The organism is Vibrio sp. JPW-9-11-11, from assembly GCF_013369335.1.
Classification (GTDB): Bacteria; Pseudomonadota; Gammaproteobacteria; order Enterobacterales; family Vibrionaceae; genus Vibrio.
The window spans coordinates 669,866-692,499 of record NZ_SZQJ01000004.1 but is presented as its reverse complement, the minus strand read 5'-3'; the positions used below and the strand labels follow the sequence as shown (position 1 = coordinate 692,499).

The window sequence follows — 22,634 nt, the reverse complement described above, 5'->3', positions numbered from 1 at the left end:
TTAAAGTCCTCGCTCCTTGACCCATTCTCGTACTTTGATACCCGGAGTTATGCCGTTAACCCCAGAGATAATGATCTGGTCGCCGTCATTTAAGCCACTGGTCACCTGACCTTTTTCATTGAGTACAATTTCAGCTTTGCTGACCACGCCTTGTTCATCAACATGCCAGACGTAATGCTGGCCATCTTGCTCCATTAAGGCTGACGGTGGGATCTTAGTGGCCCCGGTTGACTCGACCTGTGCATTCACCGTTCCTGCCATGCCGGGTAAAATACCCACGTCTGTAGGGCGCTCCATCACCATGGTCACTTTGTAGGAACCAGTTTTGGGATCGGCTTCAGTATCCACTTCTTGAAATGTCAGATCATATTGGTTGTTAGGAAAAGCATCGAAAACCATTTTGGCACTCACATTTAACCCACGCGAAAAGCGGTTTAGTAAGTGATCTGGCAACAGGAACATGACTTTGAGCAATTGATTGGTTTGAATATTCATCACGCCTTGTTTGGCCGCAATGTACTCATGATTTTCAGCAGGCACCAAGGAGATAGTGCCATCATAAGGGGCGACAAGCTGGGTGTATCTTAAATTGGCTTGCGCTTGCTCTAGCGTCGCTTTGGCAGAGTTATGATTTGCTTTGGCTTGGTCAAAGTCTTGCTCTGATACCACTTTGTCTGCCCGTAACTTTTTGTAGCGCTGGTATTGAACATCGGCTAAGCGAAACTGAGCTTGGGCTTGTTTTTCGAGTAGAGAATACTCATCAGGGTTGAGCTTTGCTAACACTTGACCTTTTTCTACCGGTTGTCCAGCTACGACATCAATAGATTGCAGTTGGCCAGGCACACGAAAGGTCAAAATCACTTTGTCCCCCGCTTCGGTTGTTGCGGGAAAACTACGCTCAAACTGTGAGTTGCCAAGAGAAACGGTAAACAATTTAGCAGGCCGTGAGTCCGGCTCTGGAACAGGGGGGAGCTCCTTGCCACAACCGCTAAGAGCTGCGCCTATGGCAAGTAACAAGGCAGGCTTGTACATAGTGGTTCATCCAATTGCATTGACTAGATACAAGATAGATGAATGGCCGAAGCACTTCCACCAGCATTAAGTTAAATTACTATGCAAATTAATCATTTGCCCAATTTATGAGTGAAAAGTCGCATTTTTGAGCAAGCCCACTATAACGACTTAAACTCGCGATCCACTTTAAACCTGTCCGACGTCACATAAGCTTCAAGGTGACGGATTTTGTCTTCAAGTTGGTCAAAGTCTTTCTCTATAGTGTTGAGTAAAGAGTCCGGTGTTTGGCCTTGCTGCCAAGGTTTGTTCTTTAGCTTATGCTCTTGTTGTGATCGCATCGCCTCAACATAATTATCTGGCTGCTTTTCTATCATCAAAGTCATAGCGATATAGGCCAGCAAAACCAAAAAGCTCCCCCCGAGCAACGCCGCGGAAATAAACAAGATTCGAACTAGCCAAACCTCTAACGCAAAATAGTTAGCCAGGCCAGCACAGACACCGGTAATTTTACCGTTTACCGTGTCGCGATACAGCTCTGATTTATTCATAGCGGCGCCTCCAACTCGGTGTTTCTGCGTCAAGAATACGTTCTAAGGTATCGACACGCTGCTGCATTTGCTCGGCCTTTTGTGATAATGCTTGTAAGCGTTGAAGATCGTCTTGAGATAAGCCACTACTGGTGTGCTTCTTACTACGATAATGCAAAAACACCCACAATGGCGCGACGAAAATCAGAAAGACCATCAGCGGGCCGGCGATCAAGAATGATGACATAGATGACTCCTTAACTAGACAGTGAGGGCACAGCAAGCCTCTCACTGTCCAACTGAACAATAAATAGCGAAAAAATGAGGATGATTATTTTTTATCTTCCATCTGCTGCTTCAGTTTGGCCAGCTCTTTTTCTATTTCATCTTCCGCTTGCAGCTCAACAAACTCTTGCTCTAGCGATTTTGCTTGACCGCTTTGAGCGTAGATATCCGCCTCTGCTTCCATTTCATCAATCTTGCGCGAGTACTGCTCAAATTTTGCCATCGCCTCATGAGTACGTGAAGTATGCAGGTGCTTTTGCACATCACGGCGGTTTGACGCGCTTTGGCTGCGAATAGCCAACGCCTGCTGCTTAGCACGTGTTTCGGTGATCTTAGTTTCGAGTTTACTGATTTCTCCGGTGAGCTTATCAATGGTCTCGTTGACCAGCGTCTGTTCGGTGTGCAACCCTTTCAACACGTCTTGCAGCTTTTGCTTCTCAATTAATGCAGAACGAGCCAGATCTTCACGCTGTTTAGTTAATGCTAACGTCGCCTTTTGTTGCCACTCATCGATAGCCTGTTCAATAGATTCAACTTTGCGAGAAAGCTCTTTTTTATCTGCGATAGCTTTGGCTGAATTGGTGCGAACCTCAACCAAGGTATCTTCCATCTCTTGGATAATTAGGCGGATCATTTTTTCAGGGTCTTCCGCTTTATCTAATAAGGCACTAATGTTTGAATTAACGATGTCTGCAAATCGAGAGAAAATACCCATAACGAGCTCCTTTATCATCTAATAGAGAGTGAACTAAGGTCACTCTGATCATTTACATTACCCTACCGATATACCAATTAGCATGCCAAGTTTTTATCCCTTAAAAATCAATAAATTAAATAAACAAGCATTGTATTTATGATTAAGGTATGATGAATTTAACCAAGGTTTGGTAAATTTCACCACGGAGTGTCACATGCAACAAAACCTAATTGGTGAGTCACCAGCGTTTCTTTCGGTGCTGGATAAAGTCTCCAAGCTCGCAGCCATAGACCGCCCGGTATTAATTATTGGCGAACGCGGTACTGGCAAGGAACTCATTGCTCAGCGCTTACACTATTTATCCAAACGTTGGGACCAGCCGCTGATTTCACTTAACTGCTCAAGCCTTAGCGAAGGGCTGATCGATTCTGAACTGTTTGGCCATGAACAGGGCTCTTTTACCGGCTCCAAAGGGCGTCATAAGGGCCGTTTTGAGCGGGCAGAGAATGGGACTCTGTTTCTTGATGAACTCGCTACGGCCCCACTACTGGTGCAAGAAAAGCTGCTGCGCGTCATCGAGTATGGCCAATATGAACGCGTTGGCGGACATCAACAGCTCAGTGCCAATGTTCGACTGGTATGCGCCACCAATGCCGACCTTCCGACAATGGCACAGGAAGGGCAATTTAGAGCGGATTTACTTGACCGACTCGCGTTTGATGTCGTCCATCTTCCCCCTTTGAGAGAGCGACTTGAAGATATCCGCCTACTGGCAGAGCATTACGCAATAAAGATGTGCCGCGAACTGGGGTTTGACTACTTCGCTGGCTTTAGCCAGCAAGCCGAACAGCAGCTATTGGAGTACCAGTGGCCAGGAAACGTTCGCGAGTTAAAGAATCTTGTCGAACGTGCTGTTTACCAACACGGTGCACAACCGAGCCCAATTGAACACTTGGTCTTTGATCCTTTTGCCTCGAGTTGGAGTCACGAAATCGGCACTCGCTCAAGCAATACAGCAACAGAACCATGCGACGTTGAGCTGCCAATAGATTATAAACAATGGCAAGAGCAACAAGACCAAAGAATACTTAAACAAGCGTTAAAACAGAGTCAATATAATCAACGCAAGGCCGCAGAGCTGCTCAACCTGAGCTACCATCAATTTAGAGGAATGGTGAGAAAATACGATCTCAACAACTTAAGTTGACACTCGATATGTTTCCTTAACCTATAAAATCTATGGTTTTGCTTTGGTGACCACAGTGATTTAGTGGTAAATTATTCGCATCTTAAGGCATAATGACAAGTTCATTTCCGCTTTGTCTCAGACACTTGTTCTTTCTATGAAAGCATTGATACAGTTTACATTAAGCTTGGTCGGTATGGCCTTGCTGGCCGGATGTGGTGAAGAACTTGACCACGACAAAATTCGTCAAAAAGGATTTGTCTACTGCGGTCAAGGAGGGCCAACGACGTTTAACCCACAGTTGGTCGACAGCGGTATCACGACCGAGAGTCTTAGCCCCCAAATTTTTGATACTCTGCTGACTCTCGACTCAGACAGCTATCGTCCTGTGCCGAATCTCGCGTCTGAATGGAGCGTTAACCCAGCAGGAACTGAGTATACTTTTACTTTACGAAAAAACGTTCAGTTCCAAACCACGGCTTGGTTTACACCATCACGAGCCATGAATGCGTCTGATGTGGTGTTTAGCTTTCGCCGAGTCTTAGATACCACCCACCCCTTTCATTATGTCGGCAACGGCCTTTATCCTTGGTTTAGTGGTATAGATTTTCAAAACTTAGTCGTCGATGTTGTCGCTCGCAACCAGCATCAAGTGACCTTTATTCTCAGTCGTCCCGATAACACATTTTTGTCCAATATCGCTACCAGTCACGCCGTGATTCATTCCAAAGAATACGCCAGTCAGTTAGAGCTTCGCGATGATAAAGGCATGCTCGATAGTCACCCTGTAGGAACAGGGCCGTTTTATCTAGCCGAGTATCAGTTCAACGATTTGATTCGGCTAAAGCGCCACAATGGTTACTGGAAGAGTCGACCTAAAATGAATCAAGTAGTATTCGATATCTCTCAACGTGGTACCGGTACGCTGGCTAAGTTACTGCGTAAAGAGTGCGACGTGTTGAACTCTCCACTCTCTAGTCAACTGCCAGTGATCACTCAAAATCGTGATATCGAACTCCTGGCAAAGCCTGCGATGAACATCTCCTTTGTGGCGGTGAACACATCACACCCAGCTTTGAACGATGCACGAGTCAGAAAAGCGCTCAACTACGCCATCAATCGACAAAATATCCTTGATTCAGTCTATTACGGCACAGGCAGTCAGGCGTATTCGGTATTACCTCCATCGTCATGGGCCTATCAGAAAGATGTGGTGCAATTACGCTACGATAGAAACTACGCGCTGGCTTTGCTGCGCGATGCGGGCTTTAGTCAAGGTTTAGAGCTCAGCATGTTGGTACCTTTAGAGCCTCGTGCGTATAACCCGAGCCCGCGTAAAACCGCAGAGCTGATCCAAGCCAATTTTGCTGACGTCGGCATCACGTTGAATCTGCTGACCGAGGACCGTTTTGATCGCAGTAACATCGACAGCAATGTCGACCTCTACCTGACTGGTTGGATAGCGAGTACCGGCGATCCTGATAATTTCCTTCGTCCCTTGTTGTCGTGCGATTCCAACCGTGTGGGCCTCAATGTATCGAGCTGGTGTAATCCTGATTTCGACTTTTTACTCGACCTTGCGCTCGAAGTTGATAAGCCGCGCTATCGTCTCAATCTCTATAAACAAGCCCAGAATATCCTCAATGAGGAGTTTCCTGTCATCCCACTGAATCACGGCATGCAACTTCAGGCGCAACACCGGTCTTTAACCGGTTTTAAAGTAAGCCCGTTTAATGCCCAGCCATTTGATAATGTCGAGAGGGTAAAATAGTGCTGTTATATAGCGTACGTCGACTCAACTTATTTATTATTACCTTGCTTATCTTGACCATGGTCGGCTTTAGCATCTTACGCCTTGAGCCCAACTCACCTTGGGCCTTACATGACTTTTGGAGTGGCTGGCTAACCTACTTGGGTGAGCTAATGCAACTCAATTTTGGCGTCAGTAAAACAGGAGTGGCGATTGTTGATGAGTTGAAAGTGGTATTTCCAGCCACGCTAGAACTGTGCCTGCTGGCTTTTATTATCTCGCTGCTGATAGGTATCCCCATCGGTACGCTCGCCGGAATGAAACAAGGAAAATGGATTGATACCGCGATTTCATTTACCTCAATGTCAGGTTATTCTGCGCCGTTGTTTTGGATTGCGCTCTTAATGATCATGGTGTTTTCACTTCATTTGGAGGTCTTTCCGGTTGCGGGCCGCTACGATCTGTTGTACCAGATTGATCACGTGACTGGCTTCGCACTGATCGACGCCTTTTTTGCTAGTGGTGAGTACCGCGCACACGCACTACAAAGCGTAATTGAGCACCTCATCCTCCCCTGCATGGTGCTTGCGCTAGCACCCACGACTCAAGTCATCGGCTTGATGCGCGCGTCGGTGTCAGAAGTTATGGGACAAAACTATATTCGTGCCGCACGTATCAAAGGTTTATCCACGCATGAGATTGTGACCCAGCACGTTCTGCGTAACGCGATTCCCCCTATCATCCCTAAAATAGGGGTCCAGCTTTCGAGTATGCTCACGCTTGCCATCATTACTGAATCCATTTTCAACTGGCCCGGTATTGGCCGTTGGTTACTCGATGCGTTATCAAATCAAGACTATGTCGCCATCCAAGCAGGGGTGATAGTGGTCGCGTCTTTAGTGCTCACGGCGAATATTCTGTCGGACTTGATAGGCGCTATGGTCAACCCATTGGTAAGGAAAGAGTGGTATGCTAACCGATAACGTCTATCAAGAAGATCGCATCCCAACTCAGATTGAACGCTTCTGGCGTAGCTATCGCGCCAACAACCTCGCCATGTTCGGTTTGTGGTGTTTGGTATTAATTGTCGCTTTAACGTTGGTCTCTCCTTGGTTAATGCCCCATGACCCACAAGCGCAATCGGGCGAGTTATTGCTCCCACCTTCTTGGAACCCTCAAGGGACCGTAGAATATTTTCTCGGCACCGACGACTTAGGCCGTGACATTTTGTCGCGCCTAATCGATGGCTCACGCCTTACTTTTGGTGCCGCAGTTGTTATTACCTTAGTGGCCACCACAGTAGGCTGTGTCATCGGCGTACTCGCAGGGATGACCAAAGGCCTGCTCTCCAGTACTCTCAACCACCTGCTCGACACTGTGATGTCTATCCCATCATTGCTGCTCGCGATTATCTTCGTCGCTTTTTTGGGCTTCGGAGAGTTCAATATATTACTCGCGATCTGTTTAGCGCTCATCCCGCGTTTCGTCCGTTCGGTCTATATCGCTGTACACAATGAGGTGGAAAAGGACTACATCATAGCCGCGCGCCTAGACGGGGCGAATGATTTTTACTTACTATGGAACTCTATCATTCCCAACATTTTGGTCGTTATTGCCTCCGAAGTGACGCTCGCGCTTTCTATCGCCATTCTTGATATCACAGCGTTAGGATTCCTTGGTTTGGGAGCCCAAGCTCCCAGCACCGAGTGGGGCGCAATCCTCGGCGACTCCGTCGAACTGATTTATCTTGCGCCATGGACCGTGACGCTTCCCGGCTTGGCCATCATGTTTACCGTGATCGTCATCAACCTCGTTGGCGAAGGCGTTCGTCAAGCTCTTAACGCAGGGATCGAATAATGCCATTACTTGATATTCGCCATTTAACAATCGAGATTGAAACGCCTCAAGGAATGATGAAGGCGGTAGATCGCATGAGTTTGACCTTGAACGAAGGCGAGATCCGCGGCTTAGTGGGTGAGTCAGGCTCTGGGAAGAGCTTAGTTGCGAAAGCGATCGTTGGGGTCTGTAAAGACAATTGGAAAGTCACCGCTGACCGAATGCGTCTGGGCAATATTGACTTATTGCAACTGACGCCTAAAGAACGTCGACGTGTCATTGCTCGGGATATCGCGATGATTTTTCAAGAGCCTTCAACGTGTTTAGACCCATCTGAAGAGGTCGGAAAACAGTTGATCGAGTCGATCCCCGCTCACTCATTTCATGGTAAGTGGTGGCAGCGTTTCAAGTGGCGCAGAAAGCAAGCCGTAGCCCTATTGCACAAGGTAGGTATTAAAGACCACCAACAAATCATGAGCAGTTACCCTTATGAACTCACTGATGGTGAGTGTCAAAAAATCATGATCGCCATGGCAATCGCCACCAAACCTAAGCTTCTAATTGCTGACGAGCCGACTAACGACCTCGACCCGATTACTCAGTCGCAAATACTGCGCTTACTAAGCCGGATGAATCAGCTAAACAATACTTCGATCTTATTGATTGGCCACGACTTGACCACCATTACCCAATGGGCGACCCGCATCACTGTGATGTATTGTGGTCAGTCGGTCGAATCTGCGGACACAAAGAAGATTTTAACCAAGCCAAAGCATCCCTATACATTTGCGCTATTGAAAGCGATGCCCGATTTCAATGACTGGATTCCTCACAAAGAGAAACTGCAGTCGTTACCTGGCTCCATTCCACCGCTACAACACTTGCCCATTGGCTGTCGACTTGGACCACGTTGCCCATACGCCCAGCGCCAATGTGTCGAAATTCCCATGACTCGAAGAATTAAGAATCATAAGTTCGCCTGTCATTTCCCGCTCAACACAGAGAAGAAAAAAGCATGAGTGCATTGTTAGAAGTTCAGGATTTATCTAAGTCCTTTGTGACACGCTCTGGGCTACTGCGAAAAAAAATTCACCAGGCAGTGAAGCCCGTCAGCTTTAGCCTTGAAGCGGGTCAAACGATCGGTTTTATCGGTCAAAATGGCTCGGGGAAATCCACGTTAGCGCGCATGCTGGCTGGCGTCGTTGAACCAACGTCAGGCGAAATTCGCGTCAATGGTGAGCCCCTTGAACATCGTGACTATGCGACGCGCTGTAAACTGATTCGGATGATTTTCCAAGATCCCAATACGTCATTGAATCCGCGCATTCAAATTGGTCGCATCCTTGAAGGCCCATTAAAAAGAAATACCAGTATGCCACCGGAAGCGCGAACCAAACGCGTCAAAGAAACATTGCTGCGAGTTGGCCTTTTACCAGAGCACGCCTACTTCTATCCACAGATGCTAGCGACAGGCCAGAAACAGCGTGTTTGTTTGGCTCGTGCTTTGATCTTGCAACCTTCGATAATTGTTGCCGATGAAGCACTTAACGGCTTAGACATGGCAATGCGTTCACAAATTATTAACCTATTCCTCGAGCTTCAAGAGGAGATGGGAGTATCGTTTATCTATGTGTCGCAACATATCGGGGTCATTAAGCACATTACTGACAAAGTGATGGTGATGCATGAAGGCAAAGTTGTCGAAAGTGGGGAAACGCACCAAGTACTCTCTTGCCCTGAACACCCGATCACGCAGCGCTTAGTTGAAAGCCACTTTAATAAAGCCACCTGTTTTAGGTAAACCGATATGCTAAGAACTGCCACCCTAATCCTCGTCTCTCTATTGGCCAGTTCTCAGCTATTTGCCTCCCAAATTCCACAGACTTGGCACGATCCTAAGTTTGTCGAAACGGCCTTTATTAACGTCGCACTGCGCAATGAATACTCAGCGGGCAGCAAGCCGCTGGTGAAATGGCAAGAGCCTGTCAAAATTTGGGTTGAACATAAAGTCGGCGATCGCGACTTGCATGATGAGTTGACCAATGCTCATATCCGCCACCTCGAACACGTCACCGGACACCTGATACGACGAGTCAATTCTGCCGACCAAGCTAATGTCACCTGGATTTATACCCGTGAGTCAAAATGGCGAGAAGACATAGAAACTCACTTTGGTGTTGAGGCGCTCAAGCACGTGTACGGTGCGATATGCAAGGCGGGCTATCAAGTGGCCAGCGACGGCGCTATCTCCAGAGCCGCGGTGATCATTCCCGTTGATCAAGCCAGAGAGCACGGTAAGCTACTGGCCTGTATTGTGGAGGAAATTACCCAAGTGTTAGGGTTGCCGAACGACTCAGAACGCGCCTACCCCTCTATTTTTAACGACGAAACACCTGAAGATTTACTCTCTCCGCTCGACGTTATACTACTCAAGCTTCTTTACGAACCACAACTCACAGCCGGAATGAATGAACAGCAGGTACGCGAGATCATTCGGCCTATTCTGCAGCGGTATAAAAAAGACGGCACTCTAGAAAGCGCCGTCTCTATCTCTACCGGTGGAGAGCTGTTTCAATTAGTCGGTTATTAAGCTAAGCGCCACGCTTTTTCAGCTCAAATTCCAACTCATCAGGGAACAAGACTACACCTTCTTGGTTAGTGTCTGGAAATACGACGACCGCTAACTCGTCATCTTCAAGCCCATGGGTCCAGCGACTAAACCACTTAGCGGTAGAGATGGCTTCAGCTTGGCAATGCGCCCACTCTCCTGTGGCCCATTGCTGAGCAAATTCCTGATGAGGCCATACTGGCACACAGTCTTCATCTTCGCTATTGAGCATTACGCAGCCATGCTCATCGGTTAGAATCCAGACTTTGCGCTGCTGAGCTATTTCCTTAATGCAGTAGTTAAAACGCTCATCTGGACGCATTTTATTAACCGATTCAATTTGTTGTGGTGATAATGGTTGTGACATACCCGCCCCTTAAAATAAAACGCCCACGGCTAAACCGTGGGCGTTAATCAATACCGAATTGACCGATTACACTAGCTCTGTTTGCAACCAAGGCCAGCCTTGTTTCTTACGGCTTAACGTGTTTTCCATCATTAACACGCCATCTTGTTCGTGTTTAACCAGCTTCTCTGCCCACTCACCTTTGTAGAGTAGACGAGTTTGTGCAGTTGTGATATCGGTCAGCATGACTGCAGCAAACGCCAAGCCTTCTTCATTGCAACGGCGTTCTAGGTCGGCTTCTAGCGCCTCGATCATGCCGTCAACTTGCTCAAGTGTCGCCAGTTCAACCTGACCAACCACCACATCACGACCGTTGAAAGGGTAACCTTTCAAGTCTTTCTCAACAAGTTCAGCCGCAGATAGGCCTTCTATGTTGGTTTTGGCAATCAACAGATCTTTGATAAACGTATCAACATCCGTCACACCAGCGATTTCCGCTAGCTCGGCCACTGCGTCTTTGTCTTTTTGCGTACAAGTAGGAGAGGCAAAACCCACAGTGTCAGATAGAATTGCAGACATCATAAGCTTAGCAATTTGCGGCTTAATTTCATGTCCCTCGATTTTGAACATGTTGAACAGCACGGTATTCGTACAGCCCACAGGCCAAATCCAAGCTTCCATTGGGTTGACTGTCATCACATCACCGAGACGGTGGTGGTCAACAATGCCAAGGATCTCAGCGTCTGCCACGTCATCTGGAGCTTGTGCTAGATCTGAGTAGTCTACCAGCCAGATTTTTTCGCCCGCCACTGAAGTGCGTAACTCTGGTACTTCTGCGCCAGCGACTTCAAGAATGTGTTGAGTCTCACGGTTGATCTCACCTTGGCGAATCGGCTTTGCCTCAACACCACGTGCTGTTAGCAGTTCGGTTGCGACTAGTGCACTACAGATACTATCGCTATCAGGGTTCTTGTGACCTACAACTAGAATCATCTTTTTTCCTATCTGACTTAATTTATTCCCGACTTGGGCAATTACTCACAAACCCAACATTTTACCCTATTTTGTCGGTTTGTCATCGATTGGAAAAGATTATTTCGGCATAAGGCATAGCATCATGAGTCCTCCCCACAGAAAACTATTGAATAAAAACCACACCAATATATAATGATAATTATTATCATTTGCATCAAGGGTTAGTATGGATAACATCAAACTGAACATGCTGCGGAGTATAGACCTCAATCTAACCCAATTCCGCCCTGCCTATAAACGCCTACTGCTGCCCATTAGCTTGATCATTTTGCTGTCGGCGCCAGCGGCAAGAGAAACCGTTCTACTGTCGCTGGCCGATGCTTATTGGGCAGTGGCGAGCTATGTCGCGCTGACGCTGGCGCTCTACCATTATTTATCGCGCTTATTTAGTCAATCTAATCGAGTGGTGAATCTTTATCACGATTCACGTTACTACCAAGTCGTTTTCGCTTCATTTTTAGGAGCGCTACCCGGTTGTGGGGGTGCGATCATAGTCACCACTCAGTTTGTCAGCGGTCGAGTTGGCTTTGGCGCCATGGTTGCCGTACTGACATCAACCATGGGTGATGCCGCGTTTCTACTGCTAGCCAGCCAGCCTGAAACAGGATTGATGGTCATCATGGTGGGATTGGTTGCTGGATGTGCCACTGGATGGGGCGTCAATGCCATTCACCGCGATGACTTTTTGCGCCCCACCCGAGAGCAGTCCGCTCCTCTCCCCGTTTGGTGCGATAATACTAAGCGACCAATCGAGCAAACCGCCATTAACTTGCAAGGGTTGTTCTGGCAATGGATGCTGGTGCCGTCGGCCATTATTGCTGGTCTGAACTCTTTCCAAGTAGACCTCAACCAAATGATGTCGCTGCCCACGCATACCTTGGAATGGGTCGGCGCGGTGTTAATTGTGGTCAGCATGCTGCTTTGGTCGTTAACTAAAGAGATCAACGATTATCAATCGACCGTTGCGGAAGACTGCAAGTCACTCTCCTCGCACCCCATGCAAAAGGCCGCTCAAGATACCAACTTTGTGACCGCTTGGGTGATCGTTGCGTTTATTGTCTTTGAATTAATTCGTTCCAGTGCCGATATACAGTTGTCAACAACACTAAGTCAATGGGGAGCTTGGATGCCACTCGCGGGAATCATCATCGGTTTATTACCCGGATGTGGCCCGCAAATTCTTGTCACCAGCCTTTATCTTTCTGGTGTCGCGCCGTTATCAGCGCAGCTATCGAATGCCATCTCCAATGACGGCGATGCGCTTTTTCCAGCCATTGCCTTGGCCCCGAGAGCCGCTTTGGTTGCCAGTGTCTACTCGGCAATACCAGCACTTGTTGTCGGGTATGGCTATTACTGGTTGTTTGAATAATACAAGGTAACGCGTTGTTAAAACAAAAAAGCGCCCCAATCGTGGGGCGCAACTAAGGAGGAGACGATTTTCTGCCGCTATGCCACTTTCTGTGGCTTTGGTTTGGTGCTTTGCGCTTGTCTGTCTGCAAAAAACTCTTGATGCAAAGAGAAAATCGCTTGCTGATACTCTTTATCACTGACCACAAACTGCACATTCACATTGCGCATGGATGAGTGTAGCGCGACCGGAGTAATCCCTTGATTCAAGAGCGCGAATACACCTTGGGCTAACGCTTTATTGGTATCAATTTGCGCGCCGATCGCAGAAATCAGCGCTACCATACGGCCCTTTATTTCGGCTTGCGGATATTTCTTTTCTGCTTTGTACAGTACTTTGTTGAGATTCTCGCTGCTACCACCCAAGTAATAAGTGATTGAGTTGGCGTTCATCTCTTTGCCTATTAAGCTGACATGGGCGTCAGAAATAATTTCCATCAAATCGTAACTAACATTATCGACGTTTCCGACCATTCCTTGGTCAAACAAGTGAAGAGCAAACACCTTCTCTTTACCTGCGATAATCTCGATCTTATCTTTGCTCGACTGATAATCGTTAGAAATCAGTGTACCTGGGTGCTCTGGCTCAAAGGTATTTTTAATTTGTAACTCAATACTTTTGTCACGCAGGCCAGCGGCAGCGTTAGGGTGAATGGCTTCCATACCTAAGTTTGCGAGCTGATCCGCCACATCATAGTTCGTTTTACCGATCGGCAGTACTTTCTCTGGACCGACAACGCGAGGGTCAGCCGAGCTAAGGTGGTATTCTTTGTGAATAATCGCCAAATCAGCGCCGGTGAGCGCGGCAATTCGGCTAAAGGTAATCTCACTGTAACCACGGTCATAGGTGGACATCAGCCCCTCAGAACAAGAAGCATAACCCGTCACTATCGGCAGCTCTTTGGTGACGTCAATGTCAGCAAATGCATCTCGAATACTCTCATCTAGGCTTTTCGGTGTGTTTGTCGTCCAACCCGAGAGGTCGACAAAACGCGCATTTAAACCGATGTTTTTCAGTTTCAGTACTGTGTTAAACGCACTGTGTGCTTCACCGATTGAAGCCAAAAACTCGCGGATCTGCGGCAAGTAGTGACGCAGCGAAAACTGGCCATACTCACAGGTTTCAAGAATATTGGAGATGCAATTCTTCGCCTCAGCGATACGTGAACGGATAAACTTATCGGCACGGTGGCGACTCATTGGATCGGCAAACATATGTTCATTAGTCAACAACATACGCTGTTCCAAATAGGAAAGTGCTTCTTGCCAACCATCATCACGCTTGGCAATCAGTTGATAGACGCCAGGCTTACTGGTTTTTTTACACTCGAGTAGTGAATCCGTCATGCCGCCATAGGCCGATACAACAAACACTCGGTTATAACGGTCATTTTCAGCGGGACGTAAAATAATATTGTCGAGAACAGCATCAAATGCTGTCATTGAAGTACCGCCGATTTTCTCTACGGTATAAGTCATATAAGAACCTTTTGGGTTTCTAAAATGTGAGTTGAATAGGTAAATAAAAGGGGCTTTCGCCCCTCAAAGACAAGCGGTTAGTCAACCAGCGGGTAGACACCGTTTTCGTCGTGAACTTCTCGGCCTGTGATTGGCGGATTAAACACACAAGCCATGACCATCGGCGTACCTTTATACGCACGGAGGTAGTGCTCATCATGCTTATCTAAGATGTAAAGCGTACCTGGACGAATTGGATACGTTTCTCCACCGACCACTTCAATCTCTCCTTCACCACTGACGCAATAGACAGACTCGAGATGGTTCTTGTAATGAATGTGCGTTTCAGTGTCTTCGTATATGGTCGTAATGTGGAAAGAAAATCCCATGTTGTCATCTTTCAACAACATACGTACACTTTCCCACGTTTCGGCGACTACTCGACGTTCACTATCACGACACTCTTCTAGCGTTCTAACTATCATGACTAATCTCTCGTTCTAAGATGCTTTCTTAATGTGTTTTGCGGCCACTTGGCTCACGGACTTCTCAAAGATCGCAAGACCTTCTTCTAGTTCTGCTTCGGTAATAGTTAGCGGGCAGAAGAATTTCACCACTTCATCATTTGGACCCGCGGTTTCAATCACCATTCCATTAGCAAAACACGCGCTTGTTATTTCATCGGAGATGTCGCCATCATGACACTCAACCCCCGTCATCATGCCTCGCCCCTTTTGCTTTGAGAACAGTTCAGGGTAACGTTTGATATTGCGTTGAATCACTTCGCTCACTTTTTCAGAGCAAAGGGCAATGTGTTCTTCGAACTGTCCATCAGCCCAGTAGATCTCTAATGCCTTAGCAGCGGTCACGAACGCATGATTGTTGCCGCGGAAGGTTCCGTTGTGCTCACCTGGTTTCCACTGATCGAGCTCGGGTTTAAGCAACACGACTGCCATTGGGAGACCATATCCGCCGATAGATTTCGATAGCGTCACGATGTCAGGCACGATACCCGACGGCTCAAAACTGAAGAAAGTACCAGTACGGCCACAGCCAGCTTGAATGTCATCTACGATCATCAAGATGTCATTCTGGTCACAAATCTTACGTAAGCGCTGAAGCCACTGTTCTGAAGCGACGTTTAAACCACCCTCACCTTGTACCGTCTCTAGCAATACTGCTGCTGGTTTGTCCATACCGGCAGAGTTGTCATTGAGCATGGTTTCAAACAGCTTAAGCCCATCGATATCAGCGTATCCTTCAAACGGAATGCGTGTCACATTGGTCAGGCTGGTACCTGCGCCTTGGCGATGGTGTTGGTTACCGGTTGCAGAGAGTGCTCCTGTGGTACAACCATGAAAGCCGTTAGTGAAGGCGACAATTGAGTCGCGTCCTTTGACCTTGCGTGCCAGCTTGAGTGCCGCTTCCACCGCATTGGTACCGGTCGGGCCAGTAAACTGAACTTTGTAGTTAAGATCGCGCGGCGCCAAGATGTAATTTTGTAGCGCGGTTAAGAAGTCTGCTTTTGCTTGAGAGTGCATATCTAGGCCATGGGTTATACCATCCATCTCGATGTACTCAAGTAAAGCCAGTTTTAATACAGGGTTATTGTGGCCATAGTTCAGTGAACCAGCCCCAGCTAGGAAATCTAAGTACCGTTCGCCTTGTTCTGTCTCAAGCCAGCATCCTTTTGCTTTAGTAAAAACTACTGGAAAGCTGTTCGAATAAGAGCGGACTTTTGATTCCTGCTTTTTAAAAATATCCATGATGATACCGTTTCTAACTCCTGATTATTGGTTATGGTTTAATGGGATACGATACAAGTATTCGCTATCATGTTTCCCTTTGAAATGTTCATGCTCATCGAGGAACTTACTCACTTTCCCTTGCATACCGTGATTTTGGTCGAGCTTGTTAAACAGCGCCCAAGAAGCTTGGTTGTCTTTGGTTATCGTCGTCTCAACCGCATCGATGTGGCTCAAGTTTTCACGGTTAAGCAACGAGGAAAGCATAGTGAAGGCCAATCCCTGTCCACGAAAATCTGTACCAATCGCGACCTGCCAAACGAACAAAGTGTTCGGCTGCTCAGGTTTTAAGTAAGCAGAGATAAACCCCGCAACTCGTCCACCTTGCTTAGCGATTACGCAAGTTTTGCGAAAATGAGTAGACTGCAAAAAATTACAGTACGAAGAATTAATGTCGAGTGGCGGGCAGTCCGCAATAAGCTGGGCAATACCATCGCCGTCTTCAGCACAAGGCTGAGTAAGGCTCAATTCTGACTGTTGGCCGTCCTGTATTTCAGGATACATAACCCAAGGTGCTGAAGAAATCATATATAAAAACATTTCCTTTGAACTCTAAACAATTTCCGCCATTAATATCGGCTAGAATCGATTAAGAAATCAAATTCAATTCGGTTAAACACCCAATAAATGTGATATAAATCACATAAATTAGGTTAATATTCATTAGTAGTCTAATTAATAGTTTGAGCTAGGCAAGATCGTGATAGAGTAGCGCCCGCGCGTTGGGAGGGGGCGTGAAATTACCAAGCTAACGTATAAAGTCATGAACAAATTTGTTAAAGTTTATGCACTAGAAACAAATAGATAGATGGACGCTAATATGCGATTGTGGATAACGTTATTTGGCATGCTTTGCACTCTAACCAGTATGCCCGGTTTCACTGAATCGACTGCCTATTCGGATTCTGAACTACTCGACCGCCCATTAATGGAGCGATACATACTCGATGAGCTCAAGGCTCTTCGCCAAGATCAGCAGGATCTTGAACGACGAGTGATCGTGCAAATTACTGATCGAGAACTTAGTGTGGCGGATAAGTCACTCAACTATGCCAACGTTACTGTCACCTACTTTTTCTACATTATCGCGGGTGTCGCCTCACTGATTGCCTTTGTGGGATGGCAGTCTCTACGTGAGTTTAAACACAACACGAAAGAAATGGCAGACAAACGTCTTGATGCTATCGCCAAAGAGTATGAGAAAAAATTCAGCGTGCTGGAGCGCGACCTAAAACGCAAAACCCGCATTATTAGTGAGAACAATAAAGAAATTGAAAAGATTAACGAGATCCACAACCTATGGTTGAGGGCGCAAAGTATGCCGACCGCAGAACAGCGTATCGACGTTTTCGATGAGATTCTTACTATCAGGCCTGGTGATCTAGAAGCATTGACCTACAAAGCCGATGCGGCGATGGAAATCAAAGAATACCATTGGGCACTCAGCCTATGTAATCGAGTTCTTGAGTTAGACAACACCAATGGACCCGCTTTATATCAAAGAGCCTGTGCCTATTCACGTCTGGGGGTTGAAGAGCAAGCGATCGAAGATCTAGAAAAGGCCATCGAAGCAAGTCCATCCATTTCAGACTTGATCGATACAGAACCAGATTTGGAGGGGTTGCACGGTAACCCAAGGTTTGATGCCTTGATTCCAACTCAAAGCGAATAAAACCACGTAAAAAAACCGCCTTAACGGCGGTTTTTTTGTTTACTCAGAGTTTACTTGTGACGCTCTTTGAGCTTATTAACGACGTCATTGATTGATAACCCTTGATCTTGAAGCAATACCATTAAGTGGTAAATCAAATCAGCAGATTCACACACTAACTCCGCCTTATCGCCCGACGTCGCCGCAAGCGCGACTTCAACACCTTCTTCGCCCACTTTCTGCGAAATACGCTTGGTACCACGGGCATAAAGACTGGCGGTATACGAAGAGTCTGGATCGGCACTCTTGCGGGCAGCCAATAATTGCTCAAGTTGATGAAGCCACACCATTTGGCTCTCTTCTTGCGAATCGCCATCCCAACAAGTCGTGGTTCCTGTATGGCAAGTGGGGCCAATCGGATTGACCTTAACTAACAACGTGTCATTGTCGCAATCCAATGAAAGATTTACTAACTGCAACACATTGCCAGAGGTTTCCCCTTTGGTCCATAAACGCTGTTTAGTACGAGAAAAAAACGTCACTTGACCCGTCTCGCCCGTTTTTGCCAACGCATCTTGGTTCATGTAACCCATCATCAACACTTGGCTCGATTGGAAATCTTGTACGATGGCAGGTACCAAACCATCCACCTTTTCCCAGTTGATGCGCTCAGAAAGCGAACTTACTTCGGCGGTGTTAAAACTCATAGTCGTACCTCAATGCCTTGTTGTTTCAAATACTGCTTTAGTTCACCAATATTGATGACTTGTTTGTGGAACACCGATGCGGCAAGCGCACCATCCACATTAGCTTTTTGGTATGCCTCCGCAAAGTGCTCCATAGCACCCGCGCCACCTGATGCAATCAGCGGTACATTACACACTTCACGCACCATGTTTAGCTGATCGATATCGTAGCCGTTGCGCACGCCGTCTTGGTTCATCATATTCAGTACGATTTCACCAGCGCCACATTTTTGTACTTCTTGTGCCCAATCACGTGTTTCCCATTGAGTCGCTTTGGTTCTCTGTTCATCGCCAGTAAACTGGTAAACCTGATATTTGCCTGTCTCTTTGTCGTAGTATGAATCGATACCTACCACGATACATTGCACACCAAACTTGTCAGCAAGATCAGTAATCAACTGAGGATTCGCCAAGGCAGGTGAGTTAATCGATACCTTATCTGCGCCAAATTCAAGAATGCGTGCTGCATCTTCCGCTGATTTAATACCACCAGCGACACAGAAAGGAATATCAATCACTTCTGCAACGCGAGCGACCCAACTTTTATCGACGACTCGACCATCACTTGAAGCGGTAATATCGTAGAACACCAACTCGTCAGCGCCCTCTTGTGCATAGCGCTGCGCCAGAGGAACGATGTCGCCAATGATTTCGTGGTTACGGAATTGCACGCCCTTTACCACTTGCCCGTCACGAACATCAAGACACGGAATTATTCGCTTTGCCAGCATGTAAATGCCTCCTCTGCAGTGAACTTGCCATCCAACAGAGCACGACCGACTATCACGCCTGCTACACCGCTGCCTTTTAACGCTTCTATATCCGCTAATGAGCCGATGCCGCCTGAGGATTGGAACTGCACTTGTGGATACTGTTTGCATAGGTCGACGTACAGCTCAACGTTTGAGCCTTCTAACGTACCGTCACGAGAAATGTCCGTACAAAGCACGTGCTGTAGACCCACCGTTAGGTAATCGTTGACCAGAGCTTCAATCGTCACGCCTGAGTCTTCTTGCCAACCGGAGATCGCCACTTTACGCGTGCCGTCTTGGTCGATGTTGATATCTAGCGCGAGGACGATTTTCTCTGCACCGTATTTTTCCATCCAAGCTTTCACAAGCTCTGGTTGTTTTACCGCAGTCGATCCAACAACAACACGTTGCGCCCCTGCTTCTAACAAATCAACCACATCTTGTTCAGAACGCACGCCACCACCAATTTGGATGTTTGCTGGCGTGCTAGCAAGAAGCTTGGCAATAAGGTCAAGCTGACGCGCTGCTGTATCTTTCGCGCCAGTTAAGTCCACTAAGTGCAGCCAATTTGCACCCGCTTGATGGTACAAGTTGAACTGCTCGGCTGGGTCAACTTTATATTCAGTGACTTGGCCGTAATCACCTTGATAAAGGCGAACCACCTGTCCTTCAATTAAATCAAGAGCTGGAATAATCACACTAAATCCCTTTTATAATTCTAAGAAGTTTTGAATAAGCTTCGCGCCCGCTTTTGAAGAACGCTCAGGGTGGAACTGCACACCATAGTAGTTGCCACTCTGCACTGCTGCAGTGAAAGGGTTTCCGTAATCACACTCAGCGATGGTGTACTCTCCCACTGGCATAGCAAAGCTGTGTACGAAGTAGAAGTACTCACCCTCTTCAATACCCTTGAACAGTGGGTTACCTGTTTTTGCAGACACCGTGTTCCACCCCATATGCGGCAGTGGCAAATCACCCGTTTGTAGCAGTTTTACTTCACCATCACACAGTCCAAGGCACTCAACTAACTCATCGGCTTTTTGGCCTTTCTCCTGAGAAACTTTACCGAGCAATTGCATACCCAAACAGATACCAAGCAACGGCTTTTCTACTTGTTTTACTAAGTTAATTAGATCACGCTCTGCAAGGTTTTTCATCGCTTCGCTGGCGGTTCCTACGCCCGGAAGAAATAGCTTATCGGCAGCCAAAACAACTTGTGGATCTTTAGAAATCGTTACCTCATAGCCTAAGCGCTCAATGGCAAATTTTACCGAAGAAACGTTGGCACAGCCGGTATCAATAATGACGACTCTCTGTTCTGTCATTGGTTACTCTCCCTTAAAGAACGCCTTTACTGCTTGGTAGCTCAGTGCCTTCTACTTTGATTGCTTGGCGCAGAGTACGGCCAAACGCTTTAAACAAACTTTCAATGATATGGTGATCATTGTTGCCCGCAGATGAAAGGTGAAGCGTACAGGCTAGAGTGTCAGTCAGAGAACGGAAGAAGTGCACCACCATCTCCGTTGAAAGATCACCCACTTTCTCACGACCGAACTCAGCGTCGAACTTAAGGTAAGGACGACCGGAAAGATCCAGTGCGCACTGTGCTAAGCACTCATCCATTGGTAGGCTAAAACCAAAACGGCCGATACCGCGCTTATCACCTAGCGCCTCTTTAAGAGCTTGACCCAACGCTAGAGCGGTATCTTCAACGGTGTGGTGGTCATCAATGTGCAAATCACCTTCTACCTTACACACCATTTGGAAACCGCCGTGTGTCGCGATTTGGTCCAGCATGTGGTCGAAAAAGCCAAGACCCGTAGTGATGTCGTTGCCACCTTGCTCATCGAGATTGACGGCTACCTTGATATCCGTTTCCTTGGTAGTACGAATCACTTCAGCCACGCGCGCCTTGACGGTCAAATCTTTAACAATTTGCTTCCAACCCATGGTCTCTGGGTTGTATTGAATGCCGCGAATAGCCATGTTTTCAGCAAGTTGAATATCAGTTTGACGATCACCAATGACAGCTGAGTTTTGGAAATCCACTTTGCCACCTTGAAGGTACTCTTTCACCATCCCCAACTTAGGTTTACGACAAGAGCAGTTATCTTCATCGAAGTGAGGACAAATCAACACATCATCGAATTTCACGCCTTGAGATTCAAAAATCTCCATCATCATGTTGTGTGGTGCATCAAAGTCTGCTTGAGGGTAGCTATCTGTCCCTAAACCGTCTTGATTCGTTACCATCACTAGGCGGTAGCCTGCATCCTGCAAAGCTAGCAAGCTTGGAATCACCAACGGCTCTAGTTTTAACTTGTCTAAACGGTCGACTTGAAAATCAACTGGCGGCTCAACAATTAAGGTGCCATCACGGTCGATAAATAGGATTTTTTGTTGCTTGCTCACACGAACTTCCTTATTGCTATTTTTTTTGACGTCCCCGCTATATGCGAGAGCGATAAATTCTGTCTCTACTTATGAGTAGTAGTTTCTGATAAATCCGAGCGTTTTTTCGCACTCGTCGCGGTTACCGACGCTAATACGTACGCAGTTTTCAATTGGTGAGTTACGTAAAATAATACCCGTATCCCAAGCGGCTTTGAAAAAATCATCGCCATCTGGGAATTTCACTAATAGATAGTTCCCCCACCCTTCAAAGACTTCCAATCCCGGAATCATCGACAAACCCACCTGTAAATAAGCACGGTTTGCGTTCAAGTCGAGAACTTGGAACCTGGCTCGCGCTAGGCCTGCTTCAGAAAGCGCCTGAGTGGCAATTTCTGCCACTGGAACTGGAACTGGATAAGGTGCGATCACTTTAAGAAGTACATTAATCAGCTCTTCGTTGGCAAGTGTAAATCCACAACGAAGGCCAGCAAGCGCAAAAGCTTTCGACAGAGTGCGCAGAATCGCGAGATTCGAGTATTGCGCCAGTAAATCTACCGTTGATGCTTCTGGGCAAAAATCAATATACGCTTCGTCCATTACAACGATTGCTCGGTCCTTTGTCATCTCAAGCAAAGACACAATGTCTTCACGCTTAACCAAGTTACCGGTTGGGTTGTTTGGCGAACAGACGAAAACCAGTTTCACGTTATCCAGATTGGCTTCGATGCCTGCAAGGTCTAGTTGCCAATCAGGCGTTAACGGCACGGTTTTGCGCTCAACACCAATGGTTTCAGCACTGATGGCGTACATACCGTAAGTCGGAGGACAATATAGAATCTCATCTTCACCCGGTTCGCAGAAGGCGCGAATGAGTAATTCGATGCCCTCATCTGCCCCTCGAGAAGTCAGCGTTTGTTCTGGTTTCACACCCGCATACGCTGCGTATGCAGCAATCAGTTCTTTAGGCTGACATTCGCTGTAACGATTTAGACGAGCAAAGTCGGTTTTGTATTCATTATTAAATGGCGATTCGTTGGCATTAAGCCATACGTCGCCCGTGCCACCAATTCGGCGCGCCGACAAATAAGGGGTAAGTTGTTGGACTTGTTTACGCGCTAGCTTTTCCATCTCAATATC

General features: G+C 47.0%; 25 protein-coding genes. 9 read left to right on the top strand and 16 right to left on the bottom strand.

What is annotated here, in order from left to right:
* The 4 genes from FCU94_RS05705 to pspA all read right to left on the bottom strand — a co-directional run bounded on the left by FCU94_RS05705 (window position 1) and on the right by pspA (window position 2,541).
* Window positions 1-1,032 carry an efflux RND transporter periplasmic adaptor subunit gene (locus FCU94_RS05705; RefSeq protein ID WP_176287560.1) on the bottom strand — a complete coding sequence of 344 codons (1,032 nt, stop codon included), beginning with the start codon at window positions 1,030-1,032 and terminating at the stop codon, window positions 1-3.
* Between the two features lie 140 nt (window positions 1,033-1,172).
* The gene (gene pspC / locus FCU94_RS05700) at window positions 1,173-1,562 is read right to left on the bottom strand and encodes an envelope stress response membrane protein PspC (protein ID WP_176287559.1); all 390 of its coding nucleotides are present in this window, start codon (window positions 1,560-1,562) and stop codon (window positions 1,173-1,175) included.
* Window positions 1,555-1,788 carry an envelope stress response membrane protein PspB gene (gene pspB / locus FCU94_RS05695; RefSeq protein WP_176287558.1) on the bottom strand — a complete coding sequence of 78 codons (234 nt, stop codon included), beginning with the start codon at window positions 1,786-1,788 and terminating at the stop codon, window positions 1,555-1,557. The genes pspC and pspB overlap by 8 nt, the downstream gene beginning before the upstream one ends.
* Before the next feature lie 84 nt (window positions 1,789-1,872).
* A complete protein-coding gene (gene pspA / locus FCU94_RS05690) occupies window positions 1,873-2,541 on the bottom strand; it encodes a phage shock protein PspA (protein WP_176287557.1) in 669 nt (222 codons plus the stop codon).
* A 196-nt stretch (window positions 2,542-2,737) separates the two neighbouring features.
* Here pspA and pspF point away from each other — a divergent pair, with 196 nt between their 5' ends.
* From pspF to FCU94_RS05655, 7 genes are all read left to right on the top strand, one after another.
* The gene (gene pspF, locus FCU94_RS05685) at window positions 2,738-3,730 is read left to right on the top strand and encodes a phage shock protein operon transcriptional activator (RefSeq protein ID WP_176287556.1); all 993 of its coding nucleotides are present in this window, start codon (window positions 2,738-2,740) and stop codon (window positions 3,728-3,730) included.
* Between the two features lie 136 nt (window positions 3,731-3,866).
* On the top strand, window positions 3,867-5,480 hold the full coding sequence (locus FCU94_RS05680; RefSeq protein WP_176287555.1) for an ABC transporter substrate-binding protein: 1,614 nt from the start codon (window positions 3,867-3,869) through the stop codon (window positions 5,478-5,480).
* Entirely contained in the window at window positions 5,480-6,442 is a 963-nt protein-coding gene (locus FCU94_RS05675) for an ABC transporter permease (protein ID WP_176287554.1), read from the top strand. Before FCU94_RS05680 ends, FCU94_RS05675 begins: the two co-directional genes overlap by 1 nt.
* Entirely contained in the window at window positions 6,429-7,316 is an 888-nt protein-coding gene (sapC, locus tag FCU94_RS05670; protein WP_176287553.1) for a putrescine export ABC transporter permease SapC, read from the top strand. The genes FCU94_RS05675 and sapC overlap by 14 nt, the downstream gene beginning before the upstream one ends.
* Entirely contained in the window at window positions 7,316-8,314 is a 999-nt protein-coding gene (locus tag FCU94_RS05665) for a peptide ABC transporter ATP-binding protein (RefSeq protein WP_176287552.1), read from the top strand. The genes sapC and FCU94_RS05665 overlap by 1 nt, the downstream gene beginning before the upstream one ends.
* Window positions 8,311-9,096, top strand: a complete 786-nt coding sequence (locus tag FCU94_RS05660; RefSeq protein ID WP_176287551.1) for a peptide ABC transporter ATP-binding protein — start codon at window positions 8,311-8,313, stop codon at window positions 9,094-9,096. Before FCU94_RS05665 ends, FCU94_RS05660 begins: the two co-directional genes overlap by 4 nt.
* 6 nt (window positions 9,097-9,102) lie before the next feature.
* A complete protein-coding gene (locus FCU94_RS05655; protein ID WP_176287550.1) occupies window positions 9,103-9,885 on the top strand; it encodes a DUF2927 domain-containing protein in 783 nt (260 codons plus the stop codon).
* Window position 9,886: 1 nt separating this feature from the next.
* Here FCU94_RS05655 and FCU94_RS05650 read toward each other — a convergent pair whose 3' ends face one another.
* Window positions 9,887-10,270 (bottom strand): DUF2750 domain-containing protein, encoded by a 384-nt coding sequence (locus FCU94_RS05650; protein WP_176287549.1) that lies wholly within the window; start codon window positions 10,268-10,270, stop codon window positions 9,887-9,889.
* 66 nt (window positions 10,271-10,336) lie between these two features.
* Window positions 10,337-11,242: a manganese-dependent inorganic pyrophosphatase gene (locus FCU94_RS05645; protein ID WP_176287548.1), complete on the bottom strand. Its 906-nt coding sequence runs from the start codon at window positions 11,240-11,242 to the stop codon at window positions 10,337-10,339.
* A 208-nt stretch (window positions 11,243-11,450) separates the two neighbouring features.
* Between FCU94_RS05645 and FCU94_RS05640 the strand changes: the two genes are divergently transcribed.
* Window positions 11,451-12,653 (top strand): putative manganese transporter, encoded by a 1,203-nt coding sequence (locus FCU94_RS05640; protein WP_176287547.1) that lies wholly within the window; start codon window positions 11,451-11,453, stop codon window positions 12,651-12,653.
* A gap of 77 nt (window positions 12,654-12,730) precedes the next feature.
* Here FCU94_RS05640 and FCU94_RS05635 read toward each other — a convergent pair whose 3' ends face one another.
* From FCU94_RS05635 to ectA, 4 genes are all read right to left on the bottom strand, one after another.
* Window positions 12,731-14,170: an aspartate kinase gene (locus FCU94_RS05635; protein ID WP_176287546.1), complete on the bottom strand. Its 1,440-nt coding sequence runs from the start codon at window positions 14,168-14,170 to the stop codon at window positions 12,731-12,733.
* A 77-nt stretch (window positions 14,171-14,247) separates the two neighbouring features.
* Window positions 14,248-14,634 (bottom strand): ectoine synthase, encoded by a 387-nt coding sequence (locus FCU94_RS05630; protein WP_176287545.1) that lies wholly within the window; start codon window positions 14,632-14,634, stop codon window positions 14,248-14,250.
* 15 nt (window positions 14,635-14,649) lie between these two features.
* A complete protein-coding gene (gene ectB, locus FCU94_RS05625) occupies window positions 14,650-15,915 on the bottom strand; it encodes a diaminobutyrate--2-oxoglutarate transaminase (protein WP_176287544.1) in 1,266 nt (421 codons plus the stop codon).
* Between the two features lie 24 nt (window positions 15,916-15,939).
* Window positions 15,940-16,482 carry a diaminobutyrate acetyltransferase gene (gene ectA / locus FCU94_RS05620; RefSeq protein WP_176287543.1) on the bottom strand — a complete coding sequence of 181 codons (543 nt, stop codon included), beginning with the start codon at window positions 16,480-16,482 and terminating at the stop codon, window positions 15,940-15,942.
* A 292-nt stretch (window positions 16,483-16,774) separates the two neighbouring features.
* Here ectA and FCU94_RS05615 point away from each other — a divergent pair, with 292 nt between their 5' ends.
* A complete protein-coding gene (locus FCU94_RS05615) occupies window positions 16,775-17,626 on the top strand; it encodes a TPR end-of-group domain-containing protein (protein ID WP_176287542.1) in 852 nt (283 codons plus the stop codon).
* 50 nt (window positions 17,627-17,676) lie between these two features.
* Here FCU94_RS05615 and hisIE read toward each other — a convergent pair whose 3' ends face one another.
* From hisIE to hisC, 6 genes are all read right to left on the bottom strand, one after another.
* Window positions 17,677-18,312, bottom strand: coding sequence for a bifunctional phosphoribosyl-AMP cyclohydrolase/phosphoribosyl-ATP diphosphatase HisIE (gene hisIE / locus FCU94_RS05610; RefSeq protein WP_176287541.1), 636 nt, complete (start codon window positions 18,310-18,312; stop codon window positions 17,677-17,679).
* Window positions 18,309-19,082, bottom strand: a complete 774-nt coding sequence (gene hisF / locus FCU94_RS05605; protein WP_176287540.1) for an imidazole glycerol phosphate synthase subunit HisF — start codon at window positions 19,080-19,082, stop codon at window positions 18,309-18,311. The genes hisIE and hisF overlap by 4 nt, the downstream gene beginning before the upstream one ends.
* On the bottom strand, window positions 19,064-19,801 hold the full coding sequence (gene hisA / locus FCU94_RS05600; RefSeq protein WP_176287539.1) for a 1-(5-phosphoribosyl)-5-[(5-phosphoribosylamino)methylideneamino]imidazole-4-carboxamide isomerase: 738 nt from the start codon (window positions 19,799-19,801) through the stop codon (window positions 19,064-19,066). The genes hisF and hisA overlap by 19 nt, the downstream gene beginning before the upstream one ends.
* A 12-nt stretch (window positions 19,802-19,813) precedes the next feature.
* On the bottom strand, window positions 19,814-20,428 hold the full coding sequence (gene hisH, locus FCU94_RS05595) for an imidazole glycerol phosphate synthase subunit HisH (protein WP_176287538.1): 615 nt from the start codon (window positions 20,426-20,428) through the stop codon (window positions 19,814-19,816).
* A gap of 13 nt (window positions 20,429-20,441) precedes the next feature.
* Complete coding sequence (gene hisB / locus FCU94_RS05590; protein ID WP_176287537.1) at window positions 20,442-21,515, bottom strand: bifunctional histidinol-phosphatase/imidazoleglycerol-phosphate dehydratase HisB; 1,074 nt, start codon at window positions 21,513-21,515, stop codon at window positions 20,442-20,444.
* 69 nt (window positions 21,516-21,584) lie between these two features.
* Complete coding sequence (gene hisC, locus FCU94_RS05585) at window positions 21,585-22,625, bottom strand: histidinol-phosphate transaminase (protein WP_176287536.1); 1,041 nt, start codon at window positions 22,623-22,625, stop codon at window positions 21,585-21,587.
* Window positions 22,626-22,634 lie beyond the last annotated feature (9 nt).

What these genes read in the sequence shown, in the direction of transcription:
- FCU94_RS05705 (WP_176287560.1), bottom strand. Translation starts at nt 1,032, where the DNA reads ATGTACAAGCCTGCCTTGTTACTTGCCATAGGCGCAGCTCTTAGCGGT.
- pspC (WP_176287559.1), bottom strand. Translation starts at nt 1,562, where the DNA reads ATGAATAAATCAGAGCTGTATCGCGACACGGTAAACGGTAAAATTACC.
- pspB (WP_176287558.1), bottom strand. Translation starts at nt 1,788, where the DNA reads ATGTCATCATTCTTGATCGCCGGCCCGCTGATGGTCTTTCTGATTTTC.
- pspA (WP_176287557.1), bottom strand. Translation starts at nt 2,541, where the DNA reads ATGGGTATTTTCTCTCGATTTGCAGACATCGTTAATTCAAACATTAGT.
- pspF (WP_176287556.1), top strand. Translation starts at nt 2,738, where the DNA reads ATGCAACAAAACCTAATTGGTGAGTCACCAGCGTTTCTTTCGGTGCTG.
- FCU94_RS05680 (WP_176287555.1), top strand. Translation starts at nt 3,867, where the DNA reads ATGAAAGCATTGATACAGTTTACATTAAGCTTGGTCGGTATGGCCTTG.
- sapC (WP_176287553.1), top strand. Translation starts at nt 6,429, where the DNA reads ATGCTAACCGATAACGTCTATCAAGAAGATCGCATCCCAACTCAGATT.
- FCU94_RS05665 (WP_176287552.1), top strand. Translation starts at nt 7,316, where the DNA reads ATGCCATTACTTGATATTCGCCATTTAACAATCGAGATTGAAACGCCT.
- FCU94_RS05660 (WP_176287551.1), top strand. Translation starts at nt 8,311, where the DNA reads ATGAGTGCATTGTTAGAAGTTCAGGATTTATCTAAGTCCTTTGTGACA.
- FCU94_RS05655 (WP_176287550.1), top strand. Translation starts at nt 9,103, where the DNA reads ATGCTAAGAACTGCCACCCTAATCCTCGTCTCTCTATTGGCCAGTTCT.
- FCU94_RS05650 (WP_176287549.1), bottom strand. Translation starts at nt 10,270, where the DNA reads ATGTCACAACCATTATCACCACAACAAATTGAATCGGTTAATAAAATG.
- FCU94_RS05645 (WP_176287548.1), bottom strand. Translation starts at nt 11,242, where the DNA reads ATGATTCTAGTTGTAGGTCACAAGAACCCTGATAGCGATAGTATCTGT.
- FCU94_RS05640 (WP_176287547.1), top strand. Translation starts at nt 11,451, where the DNA reads ATGGATAACATCAAACTGAACATGCTGCGGAGTATAGACCTCAATCTA.
- FCU94_RS05635 (WP_176287546.1), bottom strand. Translation starts at nt 14,170, where the DNA reads ATGACTTATACCGTAGAGAAAATCGGCGGTACTTCAATGACAGCATTT.
- FCU94_RS05630 (WP_176287545.1), bottom strand. Translation starts at nt 14,634, where the DNA reads ATGATAGTTAGAACGCTAGAAGAGTGTCGTGATAGTGAACGTCGAGTA.
- ectB (WP_176287544.1), bottom strand. Translation starts at nt 15,915, where the DNA reads ATGGATATTTTTAAAAAGCAGGAATCAAAAGTCCGCTCTTATTCGAAC.
- ectA (WP_176287543.1), bottom strand. Translation starts at nt 16,482, where the DNA reads ATGATTTCTTCAGCACCTTGGGTTATGTATCCTGAAATACAGGACGGC.
- FCU94_RS05615 (WP_176287542.1), top strand. Translation starts at nt 16,775, where the DNA reads ATGCGATTGTGGATAACGTTATTTGGCATGCTTTGCACTCTAACCAGT.
- hisIE (WP_176287541.1), bottom strand. Translation starts at nt 18,312, where the DNA reads ATGAGTTTTAACACCGCCGAAGTAAGTTCGCTTTCTGAGCGCATCAAC.
- hisF (WP_176287540.1), bottom strand. Translation starts at nt 19,082, where the DNA reads ATGCTGGCAAAGCGAATAATTCCGTGTCTTGATGTTCGTGACGGGCAA.
- hisH (WP_176287538.1), bottom strand. Translation starts at nt 20,428, where the DNA reads ATGACAGAACAGAGAGTCGTCATTATTGATACCGGCTGTGCCAACGTT.
- hisC (WP_176287536.1), bottom strand. Translation starts at nt 22,625, where the DNA reads ATGGAAAAGCTAGCGCGTAAACAAGTCCAACAACTTACCCCTTATTTG.